At 41.3% G+C, this 19,831-nt stretch carries 15 protein-coding genes and 1 tRNA gene; 9 read left to right on the forward strand and 7 right to left on the reverse strand.

Annotated features, from left to right (window positions below; genetic code table 11):
* Nucleotides 1–40: 40 nt before the first annotated feature.
* Nucleotides 41–424 carry a PTS glucose transporter subunit IIA gene (locus EYR97_RS12310; RefSeq protein WP_242635008.1) on the reverse strand — a complete coding sequence of 128 codons (384 nt, stop codon included), beginning with the start codon at nt 422–424 and terminating at the stop codon, nt 41–43.
* A gap of 120 nt (nt 425–544) precedes the next feature.
* Nucleotides 545–934 carry an ACT domain-containing protein gene (locus EYR97_RS12315; protein WP_131094102.1) on the reverse strand — a complete coding sequence of 130 codons (390 nt, stop codon included), beginning with the start codon at nt 932–934 and terminating at the stop codon, nt 545–547.
* 380 nt (nt 935–1,314) lie between these two features.
* Here EYR97_RS12315 and EYR97_RS12320 point away from each other — a divergent pair, with 380 nt between their 5' ends.
* On the forward strand, nt 1,315–1,680 hold the full coding sequence (locus EYR97_RS12320; protein WP_131094103.1) for a VOC family protein: 366 nt from the start codon (nt 1,315–1,317) through the stop codon (nt 1,678–1,680).
* Between the two features lie 60 nt (nt 1,681–1,740).
* On the opposite strand, the gene hppD is transcribed toward EYR97_RS12320, so the two are convergent.
* Together hppD and hmgA are read right to left on the reverse strand one after the other, a co-directional pair.
* Entirely contained in the window at nt 1,741–2,814 is a 1,074-nt protein-coding gene (gene hppD, locus EYR97_RS12325) for a 4-hydroxyphenylpyruvate dioxygenase (RefSeq protein WP_131094104.1), read from the reverse strand.
* 473 nt (nt 2,815–3,287) lie between these two features.
* The gene (gene hmgA, locus EYR97_RS12330; protein WP_131094105.1) at nt 3,288–4,583 is read right to left on the reverse strand and encodes a homogentisate 1,2-dioxygenase; all 1,296 of its coding nucleotides are present in this window, start codon (nt 4,581–4,583) and stop codon (nt 3,288–3,290) included.
* A 385-nt stretch (nt 4,584–4,968) separates the two neighbouring features.
* Here hmgA and EYR97_RS12335 point away from each other — a divergent pair, with 385 nt between their 5' ends.
* The 4 genes from EYR97_RS12335 (at nt 4,969) to EYR97_RS12350 (ending at nt 8,041) form a co-directional block, all read left to right on the forward strand.
* Nucleotides 4,969–5,517: a MarR family winged helix-turn-helix transcriptional regulator gene (locus EYR97_RS12335; protein WP_242635009.1), complete on the forward strand. Its 549-nt coding sequence runs from the start codon at nt 4,969–4,971 to the stop codon at nt 5,515–5,517.
* 246 nt (nt 5,518–5,763) lie between these two features.
* Nucleotides 5,764–6,840: a patatin-like phospholipase family protein gene (locus EYR97_RS12340; protein ID WP_131094106.1), complete on the forward strand. Its 1,077-nt coding sequence runs from the start codon at nt 5,764–5,766 to the stop codon at nt 6,838–6,840.
* 188 nt (nt 6,841–7,028) lie between these two features.
* Nucleotides 7,029–7,105 (forward strand) — tRNA-Val (locus EYR97_RS12345).
* 228 nt (nt 7,106–7,333) lie between these two features.
* Complete coding sequence (locus EYR97_RS12350) at nt 7,334–8,041, forward strand: hypothetical protein (protein ID WP_131094107.1); 708 nt, start codon at nt 7,334–7,336, stop codon at nt 8,039–8,041.
* A 744-nt stretch (nt 8,042–8,785) separates the two neighbouring features.
* Here the strand turns inward: EYR97_RS12350 and EYR97_RS12355 are convergent.
* On the reverse strand, nt 8,786–9,871 hold the full coding sequence (locus EYR97_RS12355; protein WP_165478041.1) for a serine hydrolase: 1,086 nt from the start codon (nt 9,869–9,871) through the stop codon (nt 8,786–8,788).
* Between the two features lie 382 nt (nt 9,872–10,253).
* On the opposite strand from EYR97_RS12355, the gene EYR97_RS12360 reads away from it, so the two are divergent.
* From EYR97_RS12360 to EYR97_RS12370, 3 genes are read left to right on the forward strand one after another with little or no spacing between them, the layout of a single operon-like run.
* On the forward strand, nt 10,254–10,976 hold the full coding sequence (locus EYR97_RS12360) for a TetR/AcrR family transcriptional regulator (protein ID WP_242635010.1): 723 nt from the start codon (nt 10,254–10,256) through the stop codon (nt 10,974–10,976).
* Between the two features lie 15 nt (nt 10,977–10,991).
* The gene (locus EYR97_RS12365) at nt 10,992–12,089 is read left to right on the forward strand and encodes an efflux RND transporter periplasmic adaptor subunit (RefSeq protein WP_131094109.1); all 1,098 of its coding nucleotides are present in this window, start codon (nt 10,992–10,994) and stop codon (nt 12,087–12,089) included.
* A gap of 2 nt (nt 12,090–12,091) precedes the next feature.
* A complete protein-coding gene (locus tag EYR97_RS12370) occupies nt 12,092–15,178 on the forward strand; it encodes an efflux RND transporter permease subunit (protein WP_131094110.1) in 3,087 nt (1,028 codons plus the stop codon).
* A gap of 124 nt (nt 15,179–15,302) precedes the next feature.
* Here EYR97_RS12370 and EYR97_RS12375 read toward each other — a convergent pair whose 3' ends face one another.
* Complete coding sequence (locus EYR97_RS12375; RefSeq protein ID WP_131094111.1) at nt 15,303–16,229, reverse strand: GGDEF domain-containing protein; 927 nt, start codon at nt 16,227–16,229, stop codon at nt 15,303–15,305.
* Nucleotides 16,230–16,570: 341 nt separating this feature from the next.
* Here EYR97_RS12375 and EYR97_RS12380 point away from each other — a divergent pair, with 341 nt between their 5' ends.
* Entirely contained in the window at nt 16,571–18,298 is a 1,728-nt protein-coding gene (locus tag EYR97_RS12380) for an EAL domain-containing protein (RefSeq protein WP_131094112.1), read from the forward strand.
* Nucleotides 18,299–18,350: 52 nt separating this feature from the next.
* Here EYR97_RS12380 and EYR97_RS12385 read toward each other — a convergent pair whose 3' ends face one another.
* The gene (locus EYR97_RS12385) at nt 18,351–19,469 is read right to left on the reverse strand and encodes an MBL fold metallo-hydrolase (RefSeq protein ID WP_131094113.1); all 1,119 of its coding nucleotides are present in this window, start codon (nt 19,467–19,469) and stop codon (nt 18,351–18,353) included.
* Between the last annotated feature and the right edge of the window lie 362 nt (nt 19,470–19,831).

Consider the following 19,831-nt stretch of genomic DNA (forward strand, 5'->3'; position numbering starts at 1 on the left):
AAACTACTTGTTGTGTGCGAAAGCCTAACGTACTGAGGATTTATAAGTAAAGAGAGAAAAGCGTATCTTCTGCTGCTTCAACATGCCTTCTTTGGGTGGGCATAACACCTTGTAACGCTTGGGCATTCAAAACCGTCATTATACAAATATTTGCAACGCCTTGCTGCTTCAACCAAGCACTGTTAATCGTAAATAATGGCTGTTTAATTGAAAATTTGTCACCTGGCTTAAAGGAACATGAAAATTGAGCTCCATATAAATGCTGCGTGTCATTACCGTATTTTATTCTGCATCTAAGGCCCGCTGAGGATTTAACTTCAACGGCATAGTCTAATGGGCAAACCGTTAAAACAACCCCATCAAAAGGCGCCATTACCGTATTAGAGGTGGAGGATACAGCTGCACCTGGCCCAAAAAAAACCATTTTTAACTAAAACGTCTTCTAATGCAGAAAGGGCTATTACTTGGCCAGTAAAGGGACTGGCGATATCAAACTGTCGCTTAAAATCACTGGGTGGGTATTGTAATAGTTTGTTGTTCAATACTATTTTTCCTCATTCACTGTGTATCCAGCTTTCTTGAGGGCAGAAACTGCATCTGACAACTTGTTTTCCTTTACCAAGAAAAAGTCGGTGTCAAAGGTCGAAACCACGAAAATTGACACTTTTGCAGCAGCGAGCACTTGGCCGATTTGTGCCATGATCCCAATCAAAGATAAGTGTAAAGGACCTAGAAGCTCCATTGCACGCCAACCTTCATCACAATCTATTGAGGAGACGTTAATGGTATTGGGTACTACAATCGACAGTTCTTCTTCTGTTTTTCCCAAGAAGAAAAGTGGGCTTGCTAATACCGATGCTGGAATATCACTGTCTGGATCTAAGCTGTGAATGGTAAATAAAGACTCGCGAACTAAGAGTGTCTGTTTGGGCATAAGATACCGAAAAAATGATAATGTCGAAGATGTTCACATTAAACCACTAACTGTGGTTAAGTGCTACGTGTTATCCACTTTATCTGTGGATAAGTTTGTTGAGTAGTTTGGAGTGTTTGTGTAAGTTATTGATAATAAAACAATAAATAAACTGTACAAACAATGTGCAGTGGATAACATTATCAAATTTGCAAGCATTTTCCACAGGCTGTGTCTAGAGTTAAAGTAAAAAATGTTTATTCATTTTGCAATTTCTTGTCTTGACAATGTGGTACTTTTTAAGCGCGATTGGCGTTTGTCAGGCGTGGTGCACTACAAAAGTGCATATCAACGATCGTGTCAACCGATCAGGTATTCTGGTTAACCAGTAGGAGAATTTTATGTCGCAGTCAGCATGGTGTGATATCACCGTACAAGATGCAGAAAGCTTAGTTCAGTTTTACCAAGCCGTAATGGGGTGGACAAAACAGCCTATTGATATGGGTGGGTACAATGATTATGTCATGATGAAGCCTGATGGTACGCCAGTAGGAGGAATATGCCACAAGAGAGGCACTAATGAGTCATTGCCGGGCGGGTGGGTGAATTACTTCACTGTAGAGAATTTAACTGCTTCTATTGACACGGTTTGTTCCAATGGGGGGGAGCTGATTGGAGAAGTAAGACATCACGGCAGCGACAGCTTTTGCGTTATTCGCGACCCATCTGGAGCTGTATGTGCGTTATACGAAAAAGGCAGTGAGTAAAACCGATTCAGGAATTACTCACTACCTATTAATAAAATTTTAAATTGAGCGTATAAAGCGTTACTTGTTCAAAACACCGCGATTCACTTGGTCGCGTTCAATTGATTCAAACAACGCTTTGAAGTTACCTTCGCCGAATCCTTCGTCTTGTTTACGTTGAATAAATTCAAAGAAAACAGGTCCGAACACGGTTTCAGAGAAAATTTGAAGCAACAAACGTGGCTCTCCACCTTCGGTTGTACCATCTAGCAATATACCGCGACTTTGAAGTTCATCAACATTTTCACCATGTCCTGGAAGACGCTCTTCAAGCATGTCGTAATACGTGCTTGGCGGCGCTGTCATGAACTTCATGCCCTTCGCTTTAAGTTTATCTAAGCAAGACACTAAGTCATCACAGGCAAAAGCGATGTGTTGGATCCCCTCGCCGTTGTACTTCATTAGAAATTCTTCAATTTGACCGCCACCGCCAACAGCTTCTTCATTCAGTGGAATGCGAATTTTGCCGTCTGGGGCCGTCATCGCTTTTGACAATAGCCCTGTGTATTCACCCTTAATGTCGAAGTAGCGAATTTCACGGAAGTTAAATAGCTTCTCGTAAAAGTTTGCCCAGAAATTCATGCGACCGCGATAAACGTTGTGTGTTAGATGATCAAGTGTGTGGAAACCACAACCTTCAGGATGACGATCGACACCTTCAAGCCAATTAAAGTCGATGTCATAAATGGTATTTTCACCTTGATAACGGTCAATAAGATAGAGCATTGCGCCGCCAATACCTTTGATCGCAGGAAGCCTAAGCTCCATTGGACCCGTGTGCGTGTCCATTGGCTGTGCGCCGCGTTCAAGTACTTCTTTATACGCTTTCTGAGAGTCTTTTACTCTAAAGGCCATACCACACGCTGATGGGCCGTGTTCTTCAGCATAATAAGATGCGTGGCAATTTTTCTCGTAGTTGCTAAGTAGGTTAATATCGCCCTGACGCCATAGTTCAACGTCTTTTGATTTGTGGCGAGCAACGCGCGTAAAACCCATCGCTTCGAAGATAGGCTCTAACATTCCTTTCTTTGGTGCTGTGAATTCAAGAAATTCAAACCCATCCAAACCAATTGGATTGTCGAATAAATCAGCCATGGTCATGCTTCCTCAACATTGTATTTATTGTAGCTTTATGACTCGATTGTAAGCGCGAGGTAAAAAAGCAAGCAATAGTGCTACAGAATACGCCATTTTTGGAATGGAAAGACAAGGTGTAACGAAAAGTTTTCACCTATTGTTAATGCTGCATTTGTGATGCTACTGGGATGATTAAGGTTTTGTTTTGAATGGACTTTATGTAATTTATTGTATAAGGGGAAGTGTTCATATTACGGTACATTTATGTTGCTCTACATTTAAATTACGGAACATTCTAATTGCAGTAAATTCATATTAGGGTAGAAGACCGAGCAGCTAAATATATAAATTGTCGGTTGTGATTTTACTGCTTGCTGCAATGTGATGATTTGTAAAGTGCGCTTTTAAATGCTGGATAGGGGCTAAGGAGCGCAGTTTTTGTGTGCCCCTTTCGCCTTGTTGAAATGAAGCCAATAGAGATGGTGCGATAACTATTTTTCACCATCAAAATACTTTTTTAATCCTTTCCAACAGGAAAGGTAGTCGCGTTGTCTTATCTCTGAGTTCATCGCAAATTCAGTGGGGACGATGGGATAACGAGACTCAAACATAAACGCTAACGTGTTTTCGTAACGTTGTGGAGCAAGGTCGGCATTCGATGCTTTTTCAAATACTTCAGCTTCAGGTCCATGTGGCGTCATACAATTATGTAGGCTCATTCCACCTGGCACAAAACCGTGTTCTTTTGCGTCATACGTACCTTCAATTAACCCCATGAACTCACTCATTATATTTCTATGATAATAAGGAGGACGGAAGGTTTGTTCTGCAACCATCCAGCGCGGAGGGAAAATTACAAAATCAACGTTAGCCGTGCCTTCCAAATCGGAAGGAGAGGTAAGTACAGTGAAGATGGAGGGATCAGGGTGATCAAAACTCACTGTATTCATCACGTTAAATCGTGATAGGTCGTATTTATAAGGGGCTGAATTGCCAACCCATGCCACAACGTCAAACGGTGAATGACTTAGTGGTGCTTCAAATAAGTTACCGCAAAACTTGTTTATCATCGTATGTGGTATGTCGTTGTCTTCAAACCATGCCGTTGGATATTGAAAATCGCGCTGATTGGCATAGCCATTCGCACCAACAGGCCCACGCTCTGGTAGTACAAATGGATGACCATAGTTTTCGCATATGTAGCCGCGAATAGGCCCATTGATTGGCGCTATTGAAAACCTTACACCACGGGGGATCACCATAATTTCACCCACAGAAACATGTAACTTTCCGAACTCAGTGGTCACTAACATGTTTCCAAGCTGAGGAACAAACAGCATTTCACCATCTGATGAGTAAAACACCTTGTTTTCCATAGCCTTATTAGCGCTGTAGCAGTGAATTCCTATTCCTAATTGTGCTTTGGCATCTCCATTGGTGGCAATAGTAACTATTCCATCAACAAAATCAGTTTGCTGATTGGGCAGAGGAACGGGGTTCCAACGAAGTACATTGGGCGGGCAGGGTATTGCTGTTTCAGGCGCGGTTCGAACAAGTCCATTGTTTACAGCAACAAAATCACCCATAGCAATAGATGGACGTAAACGGTACGTCCAGCTTCTGCGATTACCAGCTCTTGGGGCAGTAAATGCCGTGCTGCTTAACTGTTCTGCATACAGCTTATAGTTTACTTTTTGAGGACTAAACTGCCCCTTGGGTAGGGCATCGGGTAAAGCTTCTGATTCGTGCTCGTTATTAAAACCCGTTAAATACGTTAAGTTATCCATTTAGCTATTCCACTGAATTCTTCGTTAGTGCCCTTACAAGGCTAGTCATATCAAAATGCTTACTAAAATCCTGCACAATCAGTACCCAATGACGTCTTGGGGTGAATTATTTTTCAAGTTAATTAGTTGCAAATGAAACTAATTGTTTTAGGCTAGAAGGATTAACGGTGTAAATCAATTGTTAAGCACAAAATAGAAGGGCGGCATTTTTTAATCTGCTGTTTTAATAAGTTTACACGAAGGTTTTACGCGAGAAGTGCATTGCGAGAGATGGGGCTTTCAACGCTAAGATCTTACAAAGTTCAACACGCTCTAGTTAACATGATCTTCGGTGATGACCTTTTGCGAGTAATTGAGAAGAGTAATTGTGACGAGGAATGGAAAGATGGATAAAGGGCATATGAAACTAAATGAAATGTTAGCGTATAAAGTAGCTATGCTCTCCAGCGACTTAAGTGAGTCACTTTACAAGGTTTATGCACCTTATCAACTTACCATGCCGCAATGGCGTATTTTAGCAACTTTAGGTGAAGTGGCTGAGATTATGCCCAATGAGCTTATCGCTACTGAGTTTATACCTCCTGAGCCTTCTTCGATTGAATCAGATGAACAAGAAATCACAGAAGCTAAAAATAACCTTCCCAGAGGGGCGCTTACGGCAAAACACATAGCTTTTGCGACACGACTAGACAAAGTACAGGTTTCACGTGCGTTACTTACTATGGAAAATAATAATCTAATTTTCCGTAGCCCAAGTGAGGAAGATAGGCGTGCGACAGAAGTTTTTCTTACCGACGAGGGAAAGGAAGTTTATCAAACACTGGTGCCACTGGTCGCAAAATGGCAAAAAGAAAAATTAGCGGGTATCACTGAAACTGAGTATGAAACATTCTTAAAAGTAATAGCAGCACTTACCACCTCACTCACCACCTAGTTTTCGCCTTTGATCTGGCTATTTTACTGCAAAGCTTGTCACGCTTGCTCTTATGCCATAGTTACTTTTGCGCTTTTAACTGTTAAATTTCATCTACATCGTCGAAGGTCAACATGCTCTCGTTTACTGTTTTATTCAAAGCGAAATGTAAGACAGGACATATCTACCAACAAAGAAAAACGGTAGTGAGCCCAGACAAATAAAAGTCAAATAAAAAGTAAATAAAAGACAAATAAAGGATAGTAAGTGTTACCTCTAGAAGTATACGCAGGTCAAAAAGCGCGCGAAACTATTATGAAGCATGGCTTCACGCCAGAAATTTTCAGTTATTTTCTTGGTGCTTCCGGTGGTCCAAAATGGTTCTCACTGGCTGGGTTAGACAGGGTCTTGTTTCCTGAGTGGTTCGCTAACGTTTCTCATCAAATTCACGTCATTGGTTCATCAGCCGGTGCATTTAGAACCATTTGTGCAGTTCAAGATGATCCACTTGCGGCAATTAATCGCTTGGCAGAGTCTTACTCGACAACCACTTACAGTAGCGATAAACCCACTGCACGGGAAATAACGCAAAAAGCTGAAGACTTACTAAAAATAATGGTCGATGACGCAGGAAAACAACAAGTACTCAATAATGACCGCTTTAAAGCGCATTTAATTGTGGCAAAGTGTTTAGGTGCCACCCGTTACGAAAGTAAAGTAAGACAACTTTCAGGCTTGGCCATGAGTGCAGCCATGAATACAGTCAGTAGAAAGCGCTTATCTCGGCTTTATGAACGTTATGTATTCTCTACACCTAACACCACATTTAATATAGATGACCCTTATGAGCTTCCCACGCATTACTGTTCACTCACACAAGGTAATATTCATCAAGCATTATTGGCTTCGGGCTCTATTCCTGTCGTTATTGAAGGCGTAGAAGAAATAGAGGGTGCACCAAAGGGGATGTACCGCGATGGGGGTATAATAGATTACCACTTCGATGTGTCTTTTGGGCCAGATGAAGGTTTGGTGTTGTACCCACATTTTTACAATAAACCCATACCCGGCTGGTTTGATAAAGGGCTAAAGGGCAGAGTGCCCCATCGCTCAAGTTATGACAATGTGGTTATGTTAGTGCCATCCGCCTCATTTGTGGCTAACTTACCTTACAGTAAAATTCCCGATAGGAAAGACTTTGAAGTGCTTGATGCCAATACGCGAATTAAATATTGGCAAACGGTACTTAAAGAAACGGATCGATTAGGGGAATACTTCATAAAAGCGGTTAGCGATGGCACCCTTGTGGATAGCATTAAACCGCTTCCGTTTAAGCAGATTTAATAAGACGAATAAAAACCTAGTGCTTATTTTTGTTGTATTGCCGACAAAATAAGCACTTAACACTCTGTTGATTAAGTTTTTCTTGCAGGCAAGCACTAGCCTCAGTATTATACGCGCCGTTGCTAAGGTTTTATTTCTTTAAACTTTTCAACACCGCTTTTTACTTCGCTGAAAAGCACTCTCAAAATGCGTCTATAGCTCAGTTGGTTAGAGCGCTACCTTGACATGGTAGAGGTCCCCTGTTCGAATCAGGGTAGACGCACCATTTTAATATATTTTGTTATGCCGTTCTGGCTTCCAGTCATATTACTATCATCGCTTTTAATTTTTGTTTTGATTAAAAAAGTAAAGCAACGATCTAACTCAATGAAACGCATATCTTCATTATTGTACGTGCTGCAATGCAGTATGCACGTTCTGTGGTGATTCAAAATAGTAGAGCAATCTATACTCCACAAATGTAAATACAATCATATTGTTGTTGGGAGTCGCTATGGAGCCTCTAATCGCTTTTCAAATATCAACCTTCGTGCAATTAATACTAATTAATGCCTTCTTACCGTGGGGAATTTTGAGAAAAATATTAAGTCCTTCCGAAGCACTTAATACTCTCTTTTTGAAAGCCAATATGGTCGTATTGGTGTGTGGGGCCCTAATACTGCTATTTGGTTTCTCTGCTAGTTTATTTGAGCAAACACGTACCCAGCTGGCTATTCTAGGTGCATTTTTCGTATTCCAGTTGCTCCCTTTGTTACTATTTAAGAACAGTGTTGATGTTGCCGTAAAGCGTATTTCTGTTATTGGAAAACAACTGCTCCCTTTTAGATATATTCAGTGGATTACTGTAACTATCTATATTTCCTCGTGTGTGGCAATTGCACTTTTTAATTCGGAAAAGGTAACAGGAATATTGCTAAAAGTAAGTGTCTTATCTGCTGCTTGTACATTGCTACTGTTCCTGTCTATTAAAGTTTACCGCGATGGAAAGCGTAAAACGGGTGTTGGGTCGGAAAGTAGAGCAGGTCTACTGCTGTCAATGATTTGCCTACTGTGCATTTACTGGGTGTTTAAAGAAATCATTTTTATAACTGATTCACATAACTTGCGCCCGCTGATGATGAGCGTTTTTCTACAATTTGCTACGCTTATTACCCTGCCAAACGTTGTTGCTGAAATAGGGCGGAACAATATTCAAGATTAAAGCGTGTTGACCATTTCGATACGTTTTAACAGCAAAGTGTTTATTATTAAGACCAGAAAGCGCGTCCGTAAGTTGCTATCTACACAAGTATGCGCGCTCTAGGTTGTAAAGTAATTAATAATCAAAGTCTTATATTGTATTGTTTTAATCAGAGTGCTTTTCCATAGTTTTATTTTTATTGCTACTAAGTACGGTAAGGTTACCCGCTTAGTGTAAGTGATGTACTTGTCTACACGTATAGTTATTGGCTCAAAGTCCTTTCCAATAAAACACTTCATAAAAAAATCACAATATTGTCACGATACTATCTTCTTTCGTAGACACCATAAAAGCGTATTTGGTTGTTCAGGGATAGCAGTATGGTAGAGACAGTATGTTTATCTTACTTGCCCGTTTGAACACTAAAAGCGAAATGGAAAATGTATTAAATAAATAGGCGTATATTATGTTTTCAGCGTTACTCATCTATATACTTTTTAGTGCCGTAATTTATAGTGTTGTTGAATATTTTTATGGGTTGCAAAAGCTAAAACGAATAAAGCCTTAATACCATTGTGTTCTGCATGCTTTATATAAGCTTTAGCAACCCGCTCAACATGCTCCTTATCATAGAGACAGTGGACCTACTGGTAAAGTCGGACACCGTGATTTTACAGCCAACTAACACACCTTATGATTGAGCGCCTTTCGCCTTTTGTTAGGGGTTGTATAAGATATTTGTCGATATTTACCAAATATTGTTACTTAATTGAGATTAGCTTGTTCTACATAAAAGCGCTGTACCTCATCTGCAATCGGTTGGTCGTAGTTACTAAGCACAATAATGATGTATCCACTCTTAGGATATATTGATAACCATGAACTCATTCCGGCCGCACCACCGTTGTGACCATAAAAGAATGACTCTCCTTCCCCAAAAACTCCAAACCCATAGCCATAAGCAGCATCTCCCATAGCGACGTGTTTGGTCGTTGCTAAATTTAATGTTTCTTTACTTATCAACTTTTCATTTTTTAGAGCAACTGCGAACTTAAAAAGATCTCCTGTTGTTGAATATGCACCACCTGCTGCAGTTCCTCGCCAAGGAAGGGTATCTTTGTTATCTACCCATTTATCTTCGACGCGCATGTAACCTTTCGTTAATTCTCTTGAAACTCGCTCTTCAGGTTCAAAGCCGGTTGCTTTCATATCGAGCTCACTAAATAAGTTTTCTTTTAAGAATTCATAGTAATCCTGGCCCGACACATTCTCGATTATTTTCCCAAGCAAAATAAAACCAAAATTCGAGTATTGGAAAGTGTTTCCGGGTGGCATAGTGGCTCCTCGGTCTTCATACAGCCTCACATAATCATCATGGCTTTTTAGTGAGAGCCTGTTTTGATCAAACATAGGGCCAAAAATATCGCCTGTACCACCAGTGTGAGATAGAAGATGATGTACTGTCACAAATTCAGAGATCGATTTATTTTTGAAATTGGGTAGGTATGTATTCATGGGCTCATCTAAATTGATTTTACCTTTCTCTACAAGCAACAGGATGCCTACTGAGGTGAACATCTTGTTTAAAGAACCTAATCGAAACTTAGCATCTGTATCTAAGGGCTTTTTCTCGGCTCTATCAAAATAACCAATAGCTTCATGTATCAATATTTCCTCATTTTTAGCTATCAGTATTGAGCCAGAAAATTCATCCTTACTGTAAAGCTTGAATGTATGTTGCTTAAGCGCATTTATGGCACTGCTTGTGTTTGATGTAGATGCTTTTTCGCATGCAATGATACTAAACAAAAGCGCTAGAATGGCGGTGGCTTTAGTTAATGTTTTAGCCAATTTAGAGATCCTTTTCAAAATCAGGTGCTAAATGCTCCATTCCTATAGAACGCTCACGTTATCAAAAAATATACATGTTTTAAACAAGGCGTTTACCTGAATGTGTTGAGGTGAAAATTTAATCTTAGTAATAAATAATGTTTTGATGGCAGCTAAGTATAGTAGCAGTACATTATCAAGCTTAGGTAACGCATTGTTAATATCGAAATTTGAGCGCAAAAGTCTACTTAAGATAAATACTCCCTAAAAAAACAGTAAAGCGTTCCGAATTGATTCCTGAACAAAAAATAAGTGACATTTTTACTTTATTTACTATAATTTGAACCCCATTCGAATGTCATTCGAATAGGGTTCGATTTTTGTGATGTATGGAGTAAATACAGTGCCAGCCCCTAAATTCAGTACTGAAGAGCAGCAGAGAAAAATTATAGATGCTGCCGTTGAATGTATCCTTGCTTCGTCCGTCACCAGTTTTACTATGGCCAAAGTGGCATCTAAATCTGGGCTTTCTATGGGGTCGGTGTACAAGCACTTTCAGTGCAAAGAAGACATTGTCATGGCATTGGCATTTGAATCCTTTTCACACATAACTTCAGTTTTCCAACAAATACTGGATTTGGAACTAAGCACGCCTGAAAAAATTATCGCAATTAGCTTATTGTCCCCAGAGAAATTACAACGCTTTCCCTTTGATAGCGAGTTAGAGTCATTTGCCACAAATGATGCCGTTATCCGCAAAGCAACACCGCGTTGGACACAAAAAATGATTGATGCAGGCGCGGGGTGTGAAGCCATGTTTAAAGCGCGTCTGTCTGATGGTATTAAAGCAGATGAGCTAGTACAGAGCGTGAATGTCGATGAATTCATTGAGGAGATCACAGTGAGCAGCTGGGCGATGATGGTAGGGCATGAACGGGTACTTCGCATTCAACAGTCGAAGCAGATCATTGAAGGTACTGCGACATTGTCGGCCCCTTTAGATGTCAATGAACCCCTTATTCGAAGCATGATCCGCTTAATAAACAGCTATCCTTGGCAACAACCGCTCACGTTACAAACGGTCAACCGCATCGTTTCACTACTCACAGAATTAAACTTTCGTTAATTGAGGCTTAACATAATGAACATAACTCGTTGGCTAATAAGTATCGCGCTCATTTTTGTCGTTATAGCATCACTCGGATTTGTTAAATTTCAACAAATTCAAGCAGCTATCGCGTTTGGTGAGTCTTTTCCAGAACCGTCAGGCAGTGTGAAAAGCACAGTTGTTGAAACGGTTGAACTGGCGAATAGCTATGACGTGATAGGTGAAGCCAAAGCACCTAAGTCGTTAACACTTACTACAGAATACGCAGGGCCAATCACCTATGTTGGTTTTGCGCCAGGGGATAACGTTAAGGCTGATCAGGTATTGTTGCGTCAAGATAGCAGTCTCGAGCAAGCCAATTTGAAAGCCGCCCATGCCCGTTTGAAATTAGCGAAAGCACAGTACAAGCGTCAAGCAACGCTATTGTCGCAAAAGCGAACAAGTCAAAACGACGTGGATATGGCCGAAGCAGAAATGTTAATTGCCTCTGCTGAAGTTGAGAACTTGTCGTCAGTAATTCAGAAGAAAACTATCAAGGCGCCGTTCAGTGGCGTGGTTGGCCTAGAAGACTATCAGGTAGGTCAAATGCTTGATGTAAATTCGGTTATTACTCAACTTGTTGGTGACAGCAATATCATATGGATTGATTTTGCGTTGCCTCAAACGGCCAAACAACCGGCTATTGGCAATCGTGTTTTGGTTACAGTAATTGGTCAGTCGGAAGAAACTTATTCTGCCGAAATTATCGCACGAAATCCGCAGGTAGACAGCGCTTCCCGTCAAATTACTTACCGCGCTTCACTGGATAATACCAATAACGTATTAAGCCCGAATCAAATGGTTACCGTTATTGTTAGTGGAGCAAGTTCTCACCACGTACTTGTGCCTACCAATGCGATTTATCGAGATCATACTGGCAACTATGTTTATGAACTTAAGCGCGACGACAACAACGACTGGCGAGCAAACCCTGTAAAAGTAACCGTCGGCGAGCGCATAAAAGACAACCAAGTTATCTTACAAGGCCTCACAGGTGGCGAGTTTATCGCTACCGAAGGTGCATTTAAGCTCTCAGAAGGTTTACTGGTATATACCCAAGCGCCTAACTCGTTTAATGGCGCTGGAGAATAGCCATGAGTATGCCTAATGAAAACAAACCGTCAATAATGGACGCCTTTGTAAATAGGCCGGTGCTTGCCATTGTGTTGTCTGTGTTAATTCTGCTTGCAGGGATTAACGCGGCAAACAACATCTCTGTGCAGCAATATCCCAAAATTAAAAGTGCGTCACTGGTTATTAACACTGTGTATACCGGCGCATCTGCTGAAGTTGTAAAGGGCTATGTGACCGAGCCCATCGAACGTGTAACTTCTACGGTTCCAGGGGTAGACTATGTCGACTCAGTTACAACGTCAGGCTTGAGCAAAGTAACGGCTTGGCTTGAGCTTAATCACGACACCACAGATGCATTATCTGATCTCACTACTAAACTAAATCAGATTAAGTTTGAGCTACCTACCGGCGCTGAAGACCCGTCTATTGATATTGTGCGTGCCGATAGCCCATATGCAGTATTTTATCTTGATGTTGAAGCAAAAAATGAAACCCGCAGCGAAGTGAGTGATTACCTGATTCGCAACGTGGTGCCAGTACTTAATGACATTAATGGCGTGCAAAAAGTTACTTTAGAAGGTGGGAGAAACCCGGCTATGCGGGTGCTGCTTGACCCAGAGAAACTTGCTGTTTACGGCCTGAGTGCCAGCGAAGTATATAGCGCTCTGCAACGTAATAATACTATCGCCACCTTGGGATACAGTGAAAATGATCTCCAGCGAATTGATTTAATGGCGAATACCAACCTAAGCACAGTTGCCGACTTTGAACAGCTAATCATACGCGACGATGCAGGGAGTCAGCTTAAACTTAGCGATGTGGCCGATATTAAACTTGGCGAGGCAGAAGGCATTGTTACCGCGCGACTTGATGACAGAACCACAGTGTTTTTAGCCGTGTGGGCGCTACCTGGCGCAAATGAAATTGATATTGGTGATGCCCTTTATGAGAAGCTTGACGCGGTAAATGCAACGCTGCCCGAGGGTATGCATATTACCACTGGTTACGACGGCACTTTGTACATGCGTGACTCGATAAAAGAGATATTTACCACGCTAATTGAAACCGTTTTGTTAGTTGGTATTGTTATTTTACTGATGATGGGTTCATTTCGTACCGCATTGGTTCCTCTTGTTACCATTCCTATTTCAGTATTAGGTGCTGTAGCAGTTATCTCCGTCATTGGATTTTCGTTAAACCTGCTAACCATTTTGGCTATTGTTTTGTCTGTTGGCTTGGTGGTAGACGATGCTATCGTGGTTGTAGAAAACGTCGCAAGACACATGCGCGAGGGAAAACCACGTCTTCAAGCTGCCCTCATCAGTTCAAGACAGTTATTAGTTCCTGTTATCGCGATGACATTAACTCTTGCTGCCGTATACGCTCCTATTGGATTTTTAACCGGTTTGACCGGGTTTCTTTTCAGAGAGTTTGCGTTCACATTGGCTATTGCTGTGCTTATTTCAGGCGTGGTTGCCGTGACACTTTCGCCCATAATGAGTGCCTATGTTAACCCTGAAGGCGGAAAAGAAGGGCCGTTTACGCAGCGCGTGAATCACTATTTCGATAGACTTCAAAGCGCCTATAAACGCGCGCTTTTCCATTGTTTCGCGTGGCGTGCCCAAATTACAGTTATTGCTATTGTGTTTTCACTTTTAAGCGTACCGTTTTATGTGTTATCACAGAAAGAACTTGCTCCCACGGAAGATCAAAGTTCCATTAATGTGGTAGTTGAAGCGCCACCCGAGTCGTCGCAGCAATACACTTCTGAAAAAATGAACGATACCGTGGCGGTACTTAATGCGTCTGAAGGTGCGAAGTTTACTTGGCAAATTCTAACGGCATCGGCAGGTTTTGGTGGTGTAGAATTAGTGCCATTTGAAGAGCGTGAAATGTCGGTCCACGACATGATATACGACTTATACGGCCGTTTGGGTACAGTTACCGGCTTAACCTTGTTCCCAGTATTACCTGCATCATTACCGACAGCGGGGCAGTTTGACGTGGAAATTGTTTTTCGTACCACTGATGATCCCGTAACAATGAAAGAATATGCCGACAAAATCATCAGCCAAGCGAATGCGTCGGGCAACTACATGTTTGTTAATACCGACTTGAAAATCGATTTGCCTCAAGCGGAATTGCAAATAGACAAAGCGCTACTTGCCGATTTGGGCTTGACGGTGCAAGACGTCAATGAACAATTAAGTGTGTTACTGTCGACTAACTTTGTGAATTACTTCAACAAAGACGGTAAAGCGTACCGTGTTATTCCTATTGTGGATGATAATAGCAGGTATAATCCTGAGTCAGTATTGGCAATGAAAGTACGCACAGACTCAGGCGCTTTAATTCCAGTGTCATCGTTTGCAACCTTGGATACCTTTACCAGCCCTAGAGTACTGGGCTCTTTCAATCAGCAAAGCTCATTTAGAATTCTAGCTGGTGTGTTGCCTCACATTACCAAGGAACAAGGGCTGAGTACTATTGAGTCAATTGCAGCTGAGACGCTGCCGGCCAATTACTCTATAGACTATGCAGGAGAGTCCAGACAATTGCGCAAAGAAGGCAATACCATGCTAGGCGTTCTAGGAGTTGCTCTGATTATTGTGTACTTCTTGCTCACCATTCAGTTTAACAGCTTCCGCGACCCGCTGGTGGTGTTGTTAGGATGTGCACCACTGGCCCTTGCTGGCGCCCTGATGTTGCCGTTCTTATCATTAACCACTATCAACATTTACAGTCAAATTGGACTGGTTACTCTTATCGGGCTTATCGCGAAAAACGGTATATTGATTGTTGAGTTTGCCAATCAATTACAGCTGTCTGGAAAATCAAAGCTAGATGCTGTGAAAGAAGCGGCAGCAACACGACTGCGCCCAATATTGATGACTACAGGCGCAACCGTTTTGGGGCATTTCCCACTTGTGTTAGTTACAGGCGCAGGTGCAGAGGCGCGAAACAGTATTGGTATCATCTTGGTAGCGGGCATGCTAATAGGTACATTTTTTACTTTAATTGTTTTGCCTTTGTTGTATGAAAGATTAGCGACTGATCACAGAAACGAGGCGCTTTTGGCAGAGGAAGAAGTACCTTCAGTGAGTTGAGCTTCTAATCGCAAATCGGGTGTAAAACCTACCGAATAAATTAGAGCGTGTTAACTTTTGCTGTAAAAACGCACTGCAATGGTAAACAGGCTCTAGTTATAGACATAGAAGAAAGGGACAGATGTTATATCTCGTTCGATGCCACAGTTTGGTTTCTTCCCAGAGATTTTGCATGGTAAAGGGCTTCGTCGGCGTCATTAAATAAATTTTCGAATGTAGATGGAGACGTTTGAATACTAATGCCAATGGATGTTGTTACTGCAACGGGAGTATCGTCAACAGTAGTTGGCGTAGCTTGAATTGTCTGTCGAATGCGTTCAGCGATTTCAAATGAGCTTGAAGCATCCGTATCAGTCATAAATACAGCAAACTCTTCTCCTCCAAGGCGGCCAATTATGTCGTACTGCCTTGTTGCGCGCCTTAGAATTTGCGCGGTATGGACTAGCACTTCGTCACCGGCTAAGTGACCATAGGTATCATTAATTTTCTTAAAGTAGTCTAAGTCGATGACGAGCATTGTGGCTGACAAATCATTTCTCTGACAACGGGCTAATTCAGTTTCTACCGCATCAACAAACGCACGCCTGTTAGCAAGGTTTGTAAGTGAATCTGTTAAAGCTAGCTTTTTCAGTTTGGTGACAGAATCTTTCAGCGTTATTTCGGTAAGTTTCTGCTTACTGATGTCTTTTATCTGAACCAGCAATTCGCCCGATTCAAGTAACTGTTCTGAAAATAACATCCACCGTCCGTCCACAAGGTCGACCTCAAAAATGCGAAAAGCCCGCTTACGTCTCACACTGTGAACATAACTCAACCAGTCTTCAAGACGTTCAGTTTCAATATTTACACCGCGCTTTATCTTGTATGCATGCGTTACCAGTTGATCAAACGTCCAATATTCAGTGGACTCTTGAGTTGCACAAAAGGCGTCTAAGAAAACATAGTTTGCGAATAACAATTTATCATCGGGGCAGAATATCGCGTACCCGTCTTTACTTACGTCTATAAAATCGCGAATAAGTTGATTAAAGTTACAAGCGGCAGCAATCACAGCCTTATTCTCTTTTAAGTTACTTATAATTAAACGTAGTTGAGTTTTTATTATTTATCACTGAATCAACCAATAAAGCTCGTCTAATATGGCCTTTGCTATACATCATCGTGTGAAACACACAATTTTTTACTACACTTCAGCGTTATATTTACTCGTATTTTATTTACTCAAAATCGGGTCTAATTATGAAAGATGCAAGTTTTAAGGCGGTATAGTAGTCTGTCTGGAAGACTTCGATTCATATCATTAAATGTAAAGTGGAATTGTCTTTTTGATACAGCTTAGCAACAGCTAGCAGTAGAAAAGAGACGCCCGGTTTGCAGAAACTAGGGAGAGCTATGATGGTGAAAAATGGAAAGTCTGATCTGTCTTTAGCGCAGTATGAAAAAGGGGAACAGCAGTTTCTGGAGCTAATTAGTTCATTGCCAAAAGTGTCTGTACAAGGGTATGACAAAGACCGAAAAGTAATTTACTGGAACAAATCTAGCGAGGCCATTTATGGCTATAGTCATGCAGAGGCGATTGGAAAAAAGCTTGAAGAGCTGATTATTCCAGAACATATGCGAAGTGAGGTTATTGCTCTTCACCATCAGTGGATCGAAAAAGGTATTCCTATTCCGTCTGAAGAATTACCCCTCAAGCGTAAAGATGGCGCAACCATCCATGTGTTTTCCTCCCACGTTATGCTTAAAGAGCATACTTCTACTCCTGAGATGTATTGCATCGATATCGATTTGAGTGAACAACATGCCGTGCGAAAGCAGCTTAAGCACATGGCATCAACAGACCTGTTAACGGGGCTACCTAATAGACGTCAGCTATATGAAGTACTTCAGTCTCGTATAAAAGCCAGTGAGTCTAATAACAATCCTTTTTACTTGTTGTTTATCGACCTTGATATGTTTAAAGAGGTGAATGATACCCTTGGGCACAGTTGGGGCGATGAATTATTACGCACGGTTACTCACCGGTTGCGGGCATGCTTAAAAGACGAGGGTATGCTAGTAAGATTCGGTGGTGATGAGTTTGTTATTGTTTCAAACCTGGGGTTGAGCGAAGACCAAGTACACCAGTTAGCGCAACGCCTGACAAACAGTTTTGAATGCAGTTTCGATTTAGGCAGAGAAAGAGTAAGAATTACATGTAGTGTTGGAATAAGTGCTTTTCCTAGTGACGGCATTAAACCTGACGATTTACTTAAGTATGCCGATGTGGCTATGTATCAAGCTAAAGCTGAGGGTGGAAACCGTTTTCGCATGTTTGATTCGACACTGGGCGATAGGCTGAAAAAGCAAGTGTTGATGGCAGTGCAACTTCACGAATCACTCCAAAACGATGAATTCGAATTGATGTACCAACCTCAGATTGATTTGGAAACCGGTGAAATTTCTGCTTGTGAGGCGTTGCTTCGTTGGTGTCCTGCCGATGAGTCTCAAAGTGTCCCTCCTAGTGAGTTTATTCCCATTGCCGAGCGTACTGACTTAATTGTACTGATTGGTCAATGGGTACTTGAGCAAGCTTGCCAGCAAATAAATGACTGGCGCAATAAAGGCATTTATTTGCGAGTAGATATCAATGTGTCAGGCAAAGAACTAGTGCAGCCTAATTTCTTTGAAAACCTTGATGAATGCAAAAGCGGATACAACTTAGCACCAAAAGATATAGGTATTGAGCTTACCGAAAATATTCTTATTCAAGCGAATAACGAGGTAATCAATGGGCTTAAAGCGCAAAGGGATAAAGGCGTGGATATATCTATAGATGACTTTGGCGTAGGGTACTCTTCGCTAAGTTATTTACGCCAATTCCCAATCAGTCACCTAAAAGTAGACCGGTCCTTTTTGTTAAACGCGCCTGAAAATGAGTTTGATAGCGCGATTATGGAGGCCATAGTGAATGTGGGGAAAAAACTAAATTTAAGTATAGTTGCGGAAGGCGTTGAAACTGAAAAGCAAGCCAATTATTGTCAGCGCTTGCAAGTAGATTTTGCTCAGGGCTATTTGTATGCCAAACCTATGTCTGCTAAAGATATTGAAAAGCGCTTTTATGCGTCTTTAAGTGATTGAACATACAAATAGTGGTTGGGTGTATAACATTTCTAAAGCGTTGTGGCTTTTGCTAGGGCTCAAGCCACAACATTTTGTTTGGCGCAAAAGCAGCATCTCCAATAGGAAGAGGTTCGCCAAACATAGGTGTGCTAATGACTATATCATTTTGTTGAGCCAGCTCTACAATCTTTATCAAAGGTTCGTTCCAATCGTGTAACGCAAGGTCAAAAGTGCTATTGTGAACGGGCATCATGACTTTTGCATTAACATCTATATGTGCTTGTAGGCTTTGGTTAGGATGCATATGGATCTCAGACCACATCTCGTTGTACGCCCCGGTTTCTATCAGCGACAAGTCGAACGGGCCATATTTCTCCCCAATCTCTTTAAAGCCGTTGAAATAACCTGAGTCTCCACTATAGAACACTTTTGACTCAGGGCTTTGAATTACCCAACTTGCCCATAAAGTTTTATCACGGTCAAATAATCCACGGCCAGAAAAGTGTTGTGAAGGGGTTGCAATAACTGTTACATCACCAACTTTTACTGAATCCCACCAGTTAAGTTCTTTGATTTGAGTCGCGTTTACTCCCCATTTTCGTAAATGTTTGCCTACTTTCAAGGGGGTAATAAATTTGTCAGTTTTGTCTTTGAGTTTGACAATACTGCCTTTGTCTAGGTGGTCGTAATGGTCGTGACTTATAATTACAGCTGCCAATTGAGGCAATGAATCTAACGATATTGGTGAAGCGTGGAAGCGTTTAGGCCCCATCCATTGAAAAGGGGAGGCGCGTTCACTGAAAACTGGATCAATTAGGATATATTGCCCGGCTAGCTTTAATAATGATGATGAATGGCCGAGTTTGATGATACTGTCATCTTCGAGCGATGCCAAAATAGTTGGTGTTAGCGTTATTACGGGAATATCGAATGTAGGTGTGGCAGCCTTTCTATCATCTCGCCAGTATGCCTTAAATACTTTCCATATATCCCACCAATTGGTTTTATAATCAATATGTTGATTATAAAACTTGCCGTTATCTTCAGTGCCTGTTTCCTGAATAGGCGTGTTCTCTTGAATTGATTTTTGCTTCGAAAGAATGTCAGAAGCCATTGATTGAGAAGAACTACAGCATGAAATCATAATAAAAACTCCAATCAGTAAGTACATGGTCACTTTCGTTTTCATGTAATCACTCCATTTATATTTGTAAACTGCACGGTGTAGTGTAATTATATTGCGATTTTCAAACAAAAGTAAACTGGGTAGTGTAATTTTTAGGGGGTAGTTTTAATTGTCTGAAATTATGAAGGTTTATGTTCAATGTTAACTAGTGCAGAGTAAAGTCTGCAATTGTAATATTCAGCGACAAATAGTTCTGAATTTAAGTGTAACTTTCGTGTTGCGTTTGCGTTCTCTGTACTATTATTTAATTAGGACGATGTACCTGTAGGTCATTTGTGAAACTGCGCTTATTAACGCGGTAGTCAAGATGTTCGTAATTTAACAATAGAGGCGATGGAATGCAGTTGTTTATTAGGGCGGTAGCC

This window comes from Alteromonas sp. KUL42, from assembly GCF_006538325.1.
In the GTDB taxonomy this organism is placed as follows: domain Bacteria; phylum Pseudomonadota; class Gammaproteobacteria; order Enterobacterales; family Alteromonadaceae; genus Alteromonas.

Excerpts from the sequence above, each read along its gene's own strand:
- EYR97_RS12310 (WP_242635008.1), bottom strand. The coding sequence starts at position 424 with ATGGTTTTTTTTGGGCCAGGTGCAGCTGTATCCTCCACCTCTAATACG.
- EYR97_RS12315 (WP_131094102.1), bottom strand. The coding sequence starts at position 934 with ATGCCCAAACAGACACTCTTAGTTCGCGAGTCTTTATTTACCATTCAC.
- EYR97_RS12320 (WP_131094103.1), top strand. The coding sequence starts at position 1,315 with ATGTCGCAGTCAGCATGGTGTGATATCACCGTACAAGATGCAGAAAGC.
- hppD (WP_131094104.1), bottom strand. The coding sequence starts at position 2,814 with ATGGCTGATTTATTCGACAATCCAATTGGTTTGGATGGGTTTGAATTT.
- hmgA (WP_131094105.1), bottom strand. The coding sequence starts at position 4,583 with ATGGATAACTTAACGTATTTAACGGGTTTTAATAACGAGCACGAATCA.
- EYR97_RS12335 (WP_242635009.1), top strand. The coding sequence starts at position 4,969 with ATGGATAAAGGGCATATGAAACTAAATGAAATGTTAGCGTATAAAGTA.
- EYR97_RS12350 (WP_131094107.1), top strand. The coding sequence starts at position 7,334 with ATGGAGCCTCTAATCGCTTTTCAAATATCAACCTTCGTGCAATTAATA.
- EYR97_RS12365 (WP_131094109.1), top strand. The coding sequence starts at position 10,992 with ATGAACATAACTCGTTGGCTAATAAGTATCGCGCTCATTTTTGTCGTT.
- EYR97_RS12370 (WP_131094110.1), top strand. The coding sequence starts at position 12,092 with ATGAGTATGCCTAATGAAAACAAACCGTCAATAATGGACGCCTTTGTA.
- EYR97_RS12380 (WP_131094112.1), top strand. The coding sequence starts at position 16,571 with ATGATGGTGAAAAATGGAAAGTCTGATCTGTCTTTAGCGCAGTATGAA.
- EYR97_RS12385 (WP_131094113.1), bottom strand. The coding sequence starts at position 19,469 with ATGAAAACGAAAGTGACCATGTACTTACTGATTGGAGTTTTTATTATG.